10 protein-coding genes are annotated in these 14091 nt (G+C 69.8%); 2 read left to right on the forward strand and 8 right to left on the reverse strand.

The features are described 5' to 3' along the window. Nucleotides 1-10: 10 nt before the first annotated feature. From SLW55_RS17040 to SLW55_RS17075, 8 genes are all read right to left on the reverse strand, one after another. Nucleotides 11-700 carry a M15 family metallopeptidase gene (locus SLW55_RS17040; protein WP_152238222.1) on the reverse strand — a complete coding sequence of 230 codons (690 nt, stop codon included), beginning with the start codon at nucleotides 698-700 and terminating at the stop codon, nucleotides 11-13. Between the two features lie 196 nt (nucleotides 701-896). Continuing rightward, nucleotides 897-2261: an XVIPCD domain-containing protein gene (locus SLW55_RS17045; protein WP_320745460.1), complete on the reverse strand. Its 1365-nt coding sequence runs from the start codon at nucleotides 2259-2261 to the stop codon at nucleotides 897-899. Between the two features lie 65 nt (nucleotides 2262-2326). Further along, complete coding sequence (locus SLW55_RS17050; RefSeq protein WP_295961649.1) at nucleotides 2327-2878, reverse strand: lysozyme inhibitor LprI family protein; 552 nt, start codon at nucleotides 2876-2878, stop codon at nucleotides 2327-2329. A 222-nt stretch (nucleotides 2879-3100) separates the two neighbouring features. After that, complete coding sequence (locus tag SLW55_RS17055) at nucleotides 3101-5011, reverse strand: peptidoglycan-binding protein (RefSeq protein WP_320745462.1); 1911 nt, start codon at nucleotides 5009-5011, stop codon at nucleotides 3101-3103. A gap of 154 nt (nucleotides 5012-5165) precedes the next feature. After that, complete coding sequence (locus SLW55_RS17060) at nucleotides 5166-5948, reverse strand: hypothetical protein (RefSeq protein ID WP_017916394.1); 783 nt, start codon at nucleotides 5946-5948, stop codon at nucleotides 5166-5168. A 384-nt stretch (nucleotides 5949-6332) separates the two neighbouring features. Further along, the gene (locus SLW55_RS17065) at nucleotides 6333-7262 is read right to left on the reverse strand and encodes a hypothetical protein (RefSeq protein WP_295966381.1); all 930 of its coding nucleotides are present in this window, start codon (nucleotides 7260-7262) and stop codon (nucleotides 6333-6335) included. Nucleotides 7263-7375: 113 nt separating this feature from the next. Continuing rightward, a complete protein-coding gene (locus tag SLW55_RS17070; RefSeq protein ID WP_267105216.1) occupies nucleotides 7376-8176 on the reverse strand; it encodes an N-acetylmuramoyl-L-alanine amidase in 801 nt (266 codons plus the stop codon). Nucleotides 8177-8263: 87 nt separating this feature from the next. Then, nucleotides 8264-11050, reverse strand: coding sequence for a TonB-dependent receptor (locus SLW55_RS17075; RefSeq protein WP_295968848.1), 2787 nt, complete (start codon nucleotides 11048-11050; stop codon nucleotides 8264-8266). 342 nt (nucleotides 11051-11392) lie between these two features. Between SLW55_RS17075 and SLW55_RS17080 the strand changes: the two genes are divergently transcribed. Both SLW55_RS17080 and SLW55_RS17085 read left to right on the forward strand, forming a co-directional pair. Continuing rightward, on the forward strand, nucleotides 11393-12787 hold the full coding sequence (locus SLW55_RS17080) for an SH3 domain-containing protein (RefSeq protein WP_267100223.1): 1395 nt from the start codon (nucleotides 11393-11395) through the stop codon (nucleotides 12785-12787). Continuing rightward, nucleotides 12784-13887 (forward strand): dipeptide epimerase, encoded by a 1104-nt coding sequence (locus SLW55_RS17085; protein WP_267100224.1) that lies wholly within the window; start codon nucleotides 12784-12786, stop codon nucleotides 13885-13887. Before SLW55_RS17080 ends, SLW55_RS17085 begins: the two co-directional genes overlap by 4 nt. Nucleotides 13888-14091 lie beyond the last annotated feature (204 nt).

Here is a 14091-nt window from a genome sequence, read left to right on the forward strand (position 1 = left end):
CGAGGAGGCGCTAGCGCACCGGCACGTCGAAGGCGACGCCGGGGCTGGGCTCGGGCTGGAAGGTGTAGTGCCACCATTCCATCGGATAGTTGACGAAGCCGCGCGCGGCCATCGCCTTCAGGAGCTGCTGACGATGCCCGCGCTGGGTGGCGTCGATGGCCGGCGTGTCGGTGTGCGCGCTGGGGTCGAAGAAGTCGAAGCCGGTGCCCATGTCCACTGCGCGGCAAGCGCCCTGGCGGCAGTCCAGCAGACCCAGATCGACGGTGGCGCCACGGCTGTGGCCGGAGTGTTCGGCGATGTAGTCGCCGAGCAGCACGCCCTTGTCGAGCTTGGGGTAGTAGCGCGCCTTGGCGACCTGATCCTGCGGATCGCGCGCCCAGGCGACGAAGGCGCGGACCGAGCGCTGCGGCCGATAGCAGTCGAACACCTGCAGGCGGTAGCCCTTGGCCTGCAGGTCGCGTTGCACCTGCGCCAGGGCCTTGGCCACCGGCGCCAGCAGATAGCACTTGGGCGCGTGGTAGCCGGGCACCGGGCGACCGGTGAAGTTGTCGTGGCCGGCGTAGCGGATGTCCATCGCGATGTCCGGCGCCAGGGTGTGCACGTCGACCAGTCCCGCCTGTTCCGGCGTGGTCGCCGGCGAGGTGGTCGGTTCCACCGCGAACGTAGCAGGCACGACGGCGAACGCGAGCGTCAGGCCCACTGCGCGCAGTGCGCCAGCCCGGCGCCCGGGGCGCGACGAAGAAAGGTGGCGGCAGAAGCGGTCATGCGACATGTGTGCAGCATAGGCCATGGCCGCGGCCGCTGTCCTGCCGCGCGCCTGCCACGACGCGCGATGCGAACTGCGCAATGCAGGGCAGCCACCGGCGCGTGCCGATGACCGCCCTGCGCGGCGCGACTCAGGGCCCGGGGGCTTGCGACTGGGTCTGGGTGCGCTGCTGGTCCTGCACCTGCCGCTCCTGCGCCTGGCGCTGGGTCTCGGCCGCCAGTTGCTGCTGGCTCTGCTCCAGCGGCACGGTCGCCGCCTGCTGACGGTCGACATACGCGCGATGCACGTCGTGCGCGTTCTCCGGATTGCGCTGCACCGCGATCATGCCGCGGCCATCGGTACTGGCGACCAGGTCGTCGATGCGCGACATGCCGCTGACCTTGGCCTCGAACGCCAGCTGCCCGGCCGCACGCTGCATGGACTCGCGGTCGCCGTAGCCACCGTTGCGCCCCTGCTTTTCCAGCTGCGCGACCGCCTGGTCGAACAGCGGACTGTCGCGCCGCAACTGCTCCACGCCCTGCTGCCGCTGCACGCTGCGGTCAATCGCGCCCAGCGTCTCCGGGCCGGCCTTGCCGTCCACGCCCTTCAGGTGCTGGTCCTGCTGGAACTTCTCCACCGCCGCTTCGGTCTTCGGGCCGTAGGTGCCGATCGCATCCTTGGCCTCCAGGTAGCCGAGCGTGGCCAGTTTCTCCTGCAGGCCTTTCACCGCCTCGCCCTGCGCATTGCGCGCCAGCACGCCATTGTGCGCGGCCGGCTCGCGATGGCCGTCGTGCGGCTTCGGCGCGGTGTGCCCGTCGCGCTGCTCGCCGGGCTTGGCCACGGTCTTGCCGAGGTCGGCCAGCTTGAGCAGGTCGGCCTTCTCGTTCTCGGCGCGGTTCTCCAGCGAGTCCAGGGTCTTCTGCTTGTGCACGCGCGGGAACAGCTCCTTGACGTGCTCGGCCTTGTAGTCCTGCACCGCGCTGACGATCTCCTTGTCGGAAATCTTGGACAGATCCGCCTGCTTGCCGAACTTCTCTTCCATGGCGCGCAGGAACACGCCGGACCCGCCCGGCTTCTTGTCGCTGCCCGGACCGTACTGGACCGCGGTGCTCCACATCGCGTCCTGCACCGCCGGGCCGCGGTCGGACAGGTCCATGCCCTTGTCCTTGAGCCGGTCGACCAGTTTGTCGAAGTGGGTGCGCTTGATGTAGTCGTGCTGTTCCTGGCCGAAGCCGGGGTCGGTCTTGGCCAGTTCCTTCCACTTGGCGCTGAACGCGTCCGAACCCGGCTTGAGGCCGGCGAAGTCGTCGCTGTACTTGCTGTCCTTGACGAACGCGGCGACGGTGCCGCCGTTGATGACCTTGCCCTCACGGGTCGTCGTCTGCGAGGTCATCTGGTACGAGCCGTAGGACACGCCGCCCGGGTCGTCGACGCCGGAGGACACGGTCGACGCGCCGCGGCCGCCGGTCTCGTAGTGTTTGGAGGTCTGGCCCAGTTCCCAATCCTTGTCGCTCATCGCGTTCTCCTTGGCAGGACGCGCGGCGTGGAAAGCGCCGCGCGTCGGGTTCGATACAGGGGTGGTCAGTGCGCTTCGAGTTCGTCGGCGCGGTGCGCGGTCATTTCCAGCCGGCATTCGGCCGCATCCACGCGCTCGGCCTGGCCACCATCCGGATCGGCGACGCACTTCTCGTCGCGCTCGGCGATCCACTTGCGCTGCCGCTCGCGCAGCGCGTGCTGCTCGGCCTCGCTCAGTTTGGCCATCGCCGCCTTGTAGGCGGTGTTGAGGCGCTGGTCCTGGTAGGCGTGTTCGTCGGAAATGCAGTCCAGCATCGCCGGGGTCGCGCCGCCGGCGGCGGTGATGCAGGTGTCGTAGGACGGTCGCAGCACGGGGGAATCTCCTGAAGCGGTGGAAGGGGTGGGCGCCGCAGCCGGTGCAGCCGGCGTGGCCGCGCCCGCATCGGCCTGGGTACCGGCATCGTGCGCGGCGGCAGGGGACGCGGCGGCCGCAGTGTCCGCCACCGGAGCGGCCGGTGCCTGCGTCTGGCCGGGGGTGGAAGACGGCGCGTTGCACGCGGCGGCGGCCACGCACAACAGCAGCAGGGAAGAGCGTTGGAACGCCTTGGCGATGGCCATGGTCGGAATGCGTCCTTGTCGTTTGCGCGAGCGGGAAGGCGAGGTTCTAATCGATCGTCGTGCACACTGTCCATCGCACGCCGCGATGGCAGGCGATCGTGTTTGGCCGGCGTTGGGCAATGTCGCGTCGGCGCATGCGCGGCGGTCTTGCGCAGCGCTCGACATCTCCACGCACGACCACCGCCGCGCAACGCGCGACGGCGGCCGTTGCCGCGAGACCGATCAGCGCGGCGCCTGGGTCTTTTCGCGCTGCGGATCCGGCTGCTGCGCCTGCTCCTGCGTCTGCCGCTGGGTTTCGGCGGCCAGCTGCTGCTGGCTGCGCTCCAGCGGCACCGCCGCGGCCTGCTGCCTGTCCACGTAGGCACGATTGACGTCGTGCGGATTGTCGGGATTGCGCTGCACGGCGATCAGGCCGCGGCGGTCGCCGCTGAGCACCAGGTCGTCGATGCGGTTCATGCCGCTGACCTTGGCCTCGAACGCGACCTGGCCGGCGGCGCGCTGCATCTCTTCGGCGCTCTTGAAGCCGCCGTTGGGTCCCTGCTTCTGCAGGTGGTCCATGGCCTGCTTGTACAGCGGGTTGTCGGCCAGCGCCGCCGCGTCGGACTTGGCCTGCGCCGGCTGCTTGGCGATCGCCTCCAGGGTGGCCTTGTCGGCGATGCCGGTCGCCGCCAGGCCCTTCTCGCGTTGCAGGTTGGCGACCACTTCCTTGGTGCGATCGCCGTAGTAGCCGGTGCCGCTGAGCAGCTTGCCCTGGTCGTCCTTGACGCCCAGTTCGATCAGGCGCTGCTGCATCGCCTTGACGTCGGCGCCCTGCTCGCCCGGCTTCAGCGCCGTGCGCGGCTCCTGCGCACCCTGCGTCTGCGCCTGGGTCTGCTGGCGGTCCTGCAGCAGGTCGCGGCCCTTGGCCAGCGGATCGGAGGCGAACAGCTTGGCGTTCTGATGCGTGGCCAGGTAGTCGTCCAGCGGCATGGTGTTGACGCCCTTGCTGCCGGTGGACTGGCTGACCAGCAGTTCGCCGCTCTTGGGATCGCGCACGACCATCATGATGTGGTCGATGCCCTTCCAGTGCTCGTGCGCGGTCTTGCCCGAATCCACGCCGATGACCATGCCTTCCTTCAGCGCGCCGGGCTTGAACACGTCCTTGCCCTCCAGCAGCACGCCGGAGCTGTCGTAGGCCTTCTTGACGATCTCGCCGGAGCCGGTCATGCCCTGCACCAGCATGTCCTTCTGGGTGAACACGTCGCGACCGGCCTTGCGGTTGATCTCGTTCATCGTCGCGTTCTGCAGCTCGGTGACCCAGCCGGAACAGTCGATGTAGCCCTGCGACAGATGCTTGCCGTCCACGCCGGGGTGGTAGTACTTGCTGCTCTTGACGTTGATCGCGTACTTGACGTCGTCGTGCTTGACGCCCAGGTCGTAGGCGGCGGTCAGCGCGATGCCGTCGTGGCCGCCCTGCTTGCCGCCGGCCGGTGCCGGCGTGCGCGCGGGCGCCTGGGTGGCCTGGCCCTCGGCGAGCGGCTTGATGCCCTTTTCCGGGATCGCGATGTGGTCGTACTTGGCGTCCCAGTACTTCACGAAGGCCTTGGCCATGTCCTGATCGGACAGCTTCTTGAAGTCGGCCAGCGGGGTGCCGGTGTAGGCCTGGAACTGGCGCGCGCCCTGCGCATCCCTTTCGCCGGGGACGTTGTTGAGGATGTTGGCGCGGGTGCCCTTCAGCTCGAAGTGGCCGGTGGCGATCGCGGCCTGGATCGAGCGATAGCCGCCGGCGCCCTGCTGGTGCGCCATGTACATGTCCAGGCCGTCGGGCTGCGCGTTGCCGGACAGGTAGGCGCGGCCGTCGCGCTCGTGCTGGCGGGTCAGGCTGTTGCGGTTGTCCTGGTACATGCGCGCGGCGGCATCGGTGTTGGCCACCGCGTCGAGCTCGCGACCGCGGATGCCGTAGGCGCTGGCGGCGCCGGGCGTGAACTGGAACAGGCCCTTGGCGCTGTTGGGACCGCGGCTGGCCTGCTCGTCGAAGCGGCCGCCGGTTTCGATGTAGGCGAAACGCATGAAATCGTCGACCGGAATCTGCCGCTGCCTGGCTTCCCGCTCGATGATGTCGAGATTCTCTGCCTTGCTGGTATCGCGTGCCATCTCGTGTAACTCCTTGAGGTTGAGGTACGGCCATCGCGGCCGCCTGGGTCAACCGAGCTCGTCCATGAGCTTGTTAGTGCGCGGTCAACAGAACGATTGCGTACTGCGGAACATCGGGTGCTGCGTCACCGGCGCGCCGCCGCGCGCCGTGGAGTCATGCGACGGGCGTCGGCTGATACTGGCCGCTGTCCGGGTCGTAGGCGTACTGCAGGACGTCGCTGCCATCGAGCAGGCGCGCGCGGCCGGGACCGGCGATCGCGGTGCCGTGCAGCGCCACCCGCAGCGCCGGCATGGGCTGGCCGGGCACCGCCTGGAATTCCAGAGCGCCGGTGCTGGACACGTGCGGCACCACGCCGTCCGGGTCGCTGGCCGCTTCGTTGTCCTCGCCGGCCGCCACCGTGCCGCAGTAGACCCAGCTGCGGTAATCGCCGAGGTCGTGCCGGTTCGGATCGAACACGAACATGGCGAAACCGGCTTCGGTGATGCCGTTTTCGAAGCGGGTGGTCGGCACGGCCAGCAGCAACCGGCCATCGCCCAGCGCATGCTGCTGCGGCGCGCGGGTGGTATCGAACGCATCGGCGCGCGCATAGGCGCCGAAGCTGCCGACGTAACGCTGCGCATGCAGCACCATCCACGGCCGCTCGCCGCCGGGCGTGGTCAGCTGGAAGGTGGCGGCACCGAGCGAGACGCCCTCGCCGGGGTTCGGGAAGGTTTCCGCATCGTCGATGCCGTACCGGCCCGGCGTGGCGTAGCTGAAACCGGTGTAGTACTGCTTGCCGTCCAGCTCAAAATGCCGGCCGCCCCAGAAATTCACCACGGCACCGTTGTCGATCTCGTAGGACACGGCGCCATCGCCGTCCCAGCCGTAGATCAGGTACAGCACGCTGCCCGCATCGGGTGGCACTTCGGGAGCGGCGCGCTTGTTGTCGTTCGACATGTCCAGAACATCCTGTATTCGGTGAAGAAGCCGGAAGAACCCACCTGCACATTCCGATGCGCCCCGCTACCGCGGCCGGCGTGACGCAGGCGGCGCACGACGCGGACGCGGCGCGCTGCACGGAGAGCACACTCCCCGCAGGCGCAGCTTCGGACGGAACAAGGTGACGTGCACGCCGGCCCCGAGCAGGGGCGGTGATGGCGGTCGCGCATGGCGAACCGCACGCCGGCAATCCACGCCGGCATTTCGGGCGAGTGCAGCATCCCATGCCGCTCGCGAATGACTCGCCTGATCATCAGGCCCCGTGGGGCGCATCTTAAACCAGGTCCTACGCCCGAAACCACCGCTGCCGCGCGCGCCGCGTCACATCCGCGCGCCGTCCGTTCAGCGGTCCAGCGGCGGGGTGTAGTGCTGCTTGGCGGCGTCGTAGGTGTAGGTGACGGCGTCGGCGGGGCCCAGCGTGCGCACCTTGCCCGGCCCTTCCACCGCCGTGCCCTGCAGGGCGATCCGCAGCGACGGCACATTGCCGCTGGCCGGCGGCACGAAGCTCAGCGTGCCGGTGCTGGTGGCGCATTTCATGGTGCCCTGGTCGTCGCACGCGGCACTGTTGTCCTCGCCGGCGGCGACCGTGCCCAGGTAGACCCAGCCCTTGTAGTCGCCGAGATCGTTCTTGTTCGGGTCGAAGGTGAACACCGCGAAGCCGGCACTGGTGATGCCGTCGGCAAAGCGGGTGGTCGGCAGCGCCAGCAGCAGGTGGCCATCCTTGGTCTCGGTGCTCTGCGGCTTGCGCTGCTCGTCCAGAGTGTCGGCCTTGCCGTCGGAGCCGAAGTCGCCGGCCCAGCGCTGCGCGTGGAACAGGGTCCAGGCCGGCTTGCCGCCGGCGCTGTCGAGCACGTAGGTGGCCTGGCTGATGCTGACGGTCGCGGCCGGGTCGGGCAGGTCCTGGTCGCCGGCCGGGTCCCCGGGCTTGGCGTACTTGCCGCCGGTGGCGTTGGCGAAACCGGTGTAGTACTGCTTGCCGCCGAGGTCGAAGCGGTAGCCGTACCAGAAGCTGGCCACCGCGCCGTTGTCGATGGCGTAGGACGCCGAGCCGTCGCCCTTGGCGCCGTAGATGTCGGCCAGCACCTGGCCCGGCGCCGGCACCTCGGCGGCGGCCGGCTGCGCCGCGGCGCTCGCGTCGGCGGGCGCGGCGGATGCGGGCGCGCTCGCCGTCGCCGGGGTCTGCGCCGCGGCCGGCGCATCGGCGGCCTTGTCCTTGCACCCGCCCAACAGCAGGAAGGTTGCCGCCCACAGGGCCGTGGTTCCTCGCCTCATCGCACTGCGTCCTTTGGAGTCCGTTGGCGCGCGATGCTACCAAGAACCGCGGCGACGCCAAGTGACAGGCGTGCACGCCGCAGGGACCGGCGCCCAGGCCGCAGCGCCCCGGCTCAGGGCGCGTCCGGCTCCATCGCCGGCACCGGCTGCGGGCGCGCCAGCAGCGGCTGGGTCAGCGCGTACAGGATGCGCAGGTCTTCGGCGTCGAAGGCGCTGGCGTCGTTGCCGCGGTAGTGGTGGTGGAAGGCGCGCAGGGTCGCCGCCCGGTCGTCGACCGGATAGCCGATCAGCGCCAGCGCCTGCCACGGATCGAAGCCGGGGGGCGCCGGCGGCGTGTCGGCGGCCGGCCAGCGGCCGAAGCCGGCGTCGGCCAGTCGCTTCCACGGAAACAGCGGGCCCGGGTCGACCTTGCGCGAGGGCGCGAAGTCCTCGTGGCCGACCACCTGGGTGCGCGGGATGCGCAGGCGCGTGCACAGGTCCTCGAGCAGCACCAGCAGGCTGTCGATCTGTTGCGGTGCGAACGGGGTCTTGCCATCGTTGTCCAGTTCGATGCCGATCGAGGCGGAGTTGATGTCGGTGATGGTGCCCCAGCGCCCGGCGCCGCCGTGCCAGGCGCGGTCCTGGTCGGCGACCAGTTGGTAGCGCGTGCCGTCGCGGCCGATCAGGTAGTGGGCGCTGACCTTGCCCTTGCTGTTGTGCGAGCGCAGCGTGTCCAGGCTCTGCTGCACCGAGTGCTGGTCGGTGTAATGGATGACGATCAGGATCGGCCGGCGCGCGTCGTAGTTCGGCGACGGCACCCAGGTGGCCAGCGGATTGCGCTGCGGCGCGTGCGCGCAGGCCCCGAGCAACGCGAGCGTGGCCAGCAGCAACAGCCGGCGCACGGCGGACAGGGACGGCACGGGAACACGGGTCATGGACACTTCCTGGTCGGCGACGCACAAGCGTACGCAATCGGCGCGGCGACGTCGTGCAGGGACGCGCCGACGCTCACCGGCGCGCCCTCAGAAGCGGTAGTTGAAGTTGACGTACCACTGCCGGCCGATCGCGCTGTACACCCGCGGGAAGTACGGCCAGGTGGTGTAGGTGTCGTCGCGCGGGTGCAGCGCGTCGAACACGTTGAGCACGCTCAGGCCGATGGTCGCCTTGTCGGTGATCTGCTTGGCGAGGTCGAGGTTCCACACCAGGTAGGGCGCGACACGGCCGCGCTCGGCATAGTCGGGCCGCGAGCCGTAGCGGTAGCCGTACACGCTGGCCGACCAGTCGCCGCGGTTCCAGTTCGCACGCCAGTTGCTGCGCGTGCGGAACGCCAGGTAGTCGACGTCGTTCATCACGTCCATCGGGCGCGCGCCGGCGAACTGCGCCACCTCCATCCGCAGCACCCGGGTCAGCCCGCCCTGCAGGCCGAGCGTGCCCCAGCCACCGAGATCGAGGTCGTAGCGCAGGCTGGCGTCGATGCCGTCGGTGCGCATCAGCGACTGGTTGATGGGGAAGGTCTTGAACGCGGTGATCTGGCCTTCGCTGGTCAGGTCGGTGCCGGGACTGCGCGTCACCGCATCCAGGTAGAAGCGGCAGGCCGCCGAGGCGGTGTCCACCGCGGCGCCGGCGCGGTCGCGGCCGAGCAGGCAGTTGGCGTTGTTCTCCAACAGGGTTTCGCTGGAGATGGCTTCGACCCGGCCCTTGAGTTCGATGCGGTAGTAATCGACGCTCAGCGACAGCGTCGGCAGCGCATCCCACACCGCGCCGAGCGTGGTCGACTTGCCGGTCTCCTCGCGCAGCAGCGGATTGGAGGCCTGGGTGGAGAAGGTCTGGTATTCGTGCGCGCTCGCGCAGGCCGCCGACAACGGATCCAGACCGTCGCGGCGGCACAGGTATTCGTCGACCACGGTGGGATTGTTGGCGCTGGTGCCGGCGTAGATCCACAGCAGGTCTGGCGCGCGGAAGCTGGTGGCGTGGCTGCCGCGCAGCAGCAGCGTGTCGAACGGGCGCCACTCCAGTCCGGCCTGCCAGGTCGCTGCGCCATCGACCGCGGTGATGTCGTCGTAGGCGTCGTAGCGCGCGGCCAGGGTGGCGCTGAGCCGGCTGGCGATCGGCACGCGCAGTTCCAGGCCGGCGGCGTAGCGCTTGCGCGGGCCGCCACCCGGCGTCTGGGTAAGGTTGTAGATGCGCTCGCTGCCGGTGTAGTCGACAGTGGTGCGCGGATCGGGCTGCAGGTCGTAGGTCTGCCGCGCGGCTTCCAGCACGGTGGCGATCTGCACCATGCCCGCCGGCAGCTCGAACAGGTCGCCACTGACCACCAACTGCGCCTGGTCGGTGGCCGATTCGCCGCGGCTGGTCACCTCGGTGGTGAGCTGCTGGTACAACGCCGGGCTGCCGGGCGCGAACAACCGGTCCGGGCGCACACGGCGGATTTCGGTGCCGTCCGGCCGATAGCCCAGCACCGGCCCGAAGTAGTAATCGCGCACCGCGTTGGTGAGGAAGCGCGGGCGCCGCGTGGTGATGTCGTAGCGCGACAGAGACACGCTGGCATCCCAGTCGAAGCGCCCATCGAAGGCCTTGCCGCGCACGCCGGCGTTGAGGTTCCAGGTGCGCTCGTCGTAGTCGATGGTCTTGATGCCGCCGACCTCGTCCGGCAGGAAGATGCGCTGCGCGGTGACCAGCCCCAGGTCCGGATCGTAGGCGGTGAACGCGCCTTCGCCGATGTAGTAGTGGGTCTGGCTGGAACTTTTGTCCTGCGAGCGGTTGGCCAGCAGTTGCGCGTAGGCGGTGACGTCGTGGCCGAGTTCGGCATCGCCGGCCAGGTAGGCCGAGGTCTTGCCGTAGCCGTTCTGCACCGAGCGCCCGGCGTAGTAGTCGAACGCGCCGCAGCGGTTGGGCGCGGCTAGGCTGTCGCTGGTGCGGTAAGGACGGAACGCCGGATTGGTGGCGGCGCAGGCCGCGGCCAGCGCCTGCGGCGAGGTCGACAGCGCGCCCGCCTGCGGCCACAGATAGGTGGTGCCGCGGCGCAGATACACGCCGGAGATCGACACGTTGGGCGAGCTGGGATCGGCCTTGTTGGCCGGATGGTCGTCGTAGGAATCCATGAAGTCGCGCTGGCGGGCGACGATGGGTTCGCGATCCAGCCGCTCGAAGGCGTAGGTGACGCTCCAGCCGTCGCCGCGGCGCCCGCCGCTCCACTGCAGTTGCCCACTGTCGCCGCCACCGCGGGTGGTGGTGCCGGCGCGCACGCGCAGGCTGTCGCCCTGGAAATCGCGCTTGGTGATGATGTTGACCACGCCGGCGACCGCATCGGAGCCGTAGATGGCCGAGGCGCCGCCGCTCATCACCTCGATGCGTTCCACCGCCGCCGCCGGAATGCTGCCCAGGCTGACCGCGGTGCCGTTGGCGCCGTAGGGCTGCGGGTAGTCGGCCATGCGCTTGCCGTTGAGCAGGATCAGCTGGTAGCCCGGCCCCAGCCCGCGCAGGTTGAGGTACTGGCCGTTGGGCGAACTGCCGGTCTGGTCGCTCTCGTTGAAGGTGCTGCCGCTGAACTGGGTCAGCGTGCCCAGCGATTCCCACACCGTGGCGAAGCCCTGCTTGCGGATGTCCTCGGCGGTGATGACGGTGACCGGCGCCGGGCCTTCCACCTGCGCGCGGGCGATGCGCGAGCCGGTGACCAGCACCGCATCGAGATCGCGCGGCGTCGCCGCCTGTTCCTGCGCCGCGGCCGGCAAGGCCGCGACCAGCGTCGTCAGCGAAGCCAGCGCCACGCGCACGGACCGCAAGGGAAAAGGACGACGAACGATTCGCATGGGCACGCGGCTCTCCTGCTGGCGTGGGTGGATGGCGCGAACGCCGCGGGCGCGGCCACGGCCGAGCGCCTGTCCCTGGCGTCCACGCACACGGCGATGGCGCGTGCGCGGCACGCGGCCATCGTGTTGCGGGTTCCTGCATCTTGCCGAGCGGACGCGGCGCTGCCGTGCGCTGCCTGCACGTTCCCCAGCGCCATCGCCACGCGCCCCCTGTGCAGTCGGATGTAACACGCGCTCGCAAAACCTGTCAACGCAGCGCCTTGACAGAAAAAAACCGGGAATCGAAGATCCTGGCGTCGGCGTGTAGTACACGCCGACCTTCTTTCCAGACAGTGGGTTCCCATGATCACGATGCGCGGCCTGTGCCTGTTGCTCGCCGCGGCGGCGAGCGGCGCCATCGCCACGGCACGCGCCACCGAGGCCATGCCGCTGCAGGCACAGCCGGTGCAGTTGCAGGCCGCGCACTGGATCGCGCGGCTGCCGGCGGCGTCGGCACCGCTGCTGGAGGCGACGCAGCGCGCCGCGTTCAACGCCCGGCTGCTGCGCGACGACCCGTCGATGCACGACCTGACGGCGCTGCCGACGCAACTGCCCGCCGCGCAGGTGCGCGCGCAGATCCTGGCGCTGTCGGCGCCACCGTCGCGCACGCTCTACGACAGCCAGGGCGGCGTACTGGACGCCGCGCGATTGCAGGCGCTGCAGAGCGCGCTGGCGCTGGACGCGCTGCCGGCGCAGGTGCAGCCGCGTTACGCGCTGGTGGTGCAACGCGCCGACCTGCGGCGCTTCCCGACCGCCGAGCGCGTGTTCAGCGACCGCGACGATCGCGACATCGACCGCTTCCAGGAATCGGCGCTGTATCCAGGCAGCCCGGTGGCAATCCTGCATGCCAGCGCCGATGGGCAGTGGCTGTTCGTGCTGGCGAACAACTACGCTGCCTGGATCGCCCGCAACCGCGTGGCCGAGAGCGACCGCGCCAGCGTGCTGGCGTACGCGCAGCGCACGCCGCGGTTGCTGGTCACCGGTGCCCGCGTGGCCACCGTGTTCACCCCGGACCTGCCGGCGGCCTCGCAGGTGGCACTGGACATGGGCAGCGCGCTGCCGTTGCTGCGCGACTGGCCGCCGCAGAACGTGGTCAACGGCCAGTCGCCGCTGGCCGCCTACGTGGTGCAGCTGCCGCTGCGCGACCGCGACGGACGCCTGCAACTGGTGCCGGCGCTGATACCGCGCAGCGCCGACGTCGCCGAGGCGCCGCTGCCGGCCACGCCGCAGATGCTGCTGCAGCAGGCGTTCAAGTTCCTCGGCGAACGCTACGGCTGGGGCAACAGTTACGACGCGCGCGACTGCAGCGGCTTCGTCGTCGACCTGCATCGCAGCCTCGGCATCGAGTTGCCGCGCAACACCGGCGACCAGGCGCGCAGCCCCGCACTGATGTCGGTGCCCTACACCGCCAGCGACCCGCTGCCGCAGCGGCGGCAGGCGCTGGCGCAACTGCGCGTCGGCGACCTGGTCTATATCCCCGGCCACGTGATGCTGGTGATCGGCCACGAAGACGGCCAGACCTGGGTGATCCACGACGTGGCCGGCGCCAGCTACCGCAACGCCGTCGGCCAGCTGCAGCGCGTGCGCCTCAACGGCGTGTCGGTGACGCCACTGGAACCGCTGCTGCTCGGCGACGGCACGCCGTTCATCGACCGCATCACCCGCATCCAGCGCCTGCGCGCGCCGACCGCCGAATGAAGATCACCGAGATCCGCCTGGGCATGCTGCGCGTGCCGCTGAAGACCCCGTTCAAGACCGCGCTGCGCACCGTGCAGGCGATCGAGGACGTGGTGGTCATGGTCCACACCGACGATGGCCGGATCGGGCATGGCAGCGCCCCGGCCACGCCGCCGATCACCGGCGACACCCATGGAGCGATCATCGCGGCGATCGAGCGCTGCCTGGCACCGCGCCTGATCGGCGAGGACATCGCCGACCTGCAGCGCCTGCGCGGCCTGATCCAGGGCGCGCTGGAACACAACAGCAGCGCCAAGGCGGCCATGGAGATCGCCGTGCACGACCTGTGGGCGCAACTGCATGGTGCGCCGCTGTACCAGCTGCTTGGCGGTGGCACACCGCAGCTGACCACCGACCTCACCATCAGCGTGAATGCCGTGGACACGATGGTGGCCGACGCGCTGTCGGCGCTGGCGCGCGGGTTCGTGGCGCTGAAGATCAAGATCGGCACCGATCTCGCCGAGGACATCGCAAGGGTCAAGGCGATCCATGCCGCGGTCGGCGATCGCGCGCAATTGCGGCTGGACGCCAACCAGGGCTGGACGCCGAAGCAGGCGGTGCAGGCGATGCACGCACTGGAACATGCCGGGGTCATGCTGGAACTGCTGGAGCAGCCGGTCAAGGCCGGCGACGTGGACGGCCTGCAGTACGTGACCGAGCGCGTACAGACCCCGGTGATGGCCGACGAAAGCGTGTTCTCGCCGGCGCAGGCGATCGCGCTACTGCAGCGGCGTGCGGCGGACATCGTCAACATCAAGCTGGTCAAGGCCGGCGGCCTGTCCAACGCGCTGCGCATCGCCGACATCGCCGCGGTGTGCGGGGTGCCATGCATGATCGGCTGCATGCTCGAATCGAGCATCGGCGTGGCCGCGGCGGCGCACCTGGCGGTGGCGCGCGCGGACGTCATCACCAAGGTCGACCTGGACGGCCCGTCGCTGGGGGCGTTCGATCCGGTGGTGGGCGGGGTGCAATTCGACGAGGCGCAGATCCGGATTGGCGATGCGCCGGGACTGGGGATTCGCGAGATCCAGGGGTTGGAGCTGTTGCCGCGGTCGGTGTAATGGCGCCGCGCATGGCTGGCTGTCGCAATTGTGGGAGGGACTTCATTCCCGACTGCTGTCGCAATCGGTCATTGGATGGCTTCACTCGTCGCGACTGAAGTCGCTCCCACAGTGGCTTGCGGGAAGCCTGCCGGGTGCACGGTGGGAAGGACTGCAGTCCCGACTGCTGTAGCAATCGGTCATGGCTTCACTCGTCGCGACTGA

This window comes from Xanthomonas sp. LF06-19 (assembly GCF_034105425.1).
GTDB lineage: Bacteria > Pseudomonadota > Gammaproteobacteria > Xanthomonadales > Xanthomonadaceae > Xanthomonas_A > Xanthomonas_A sontii.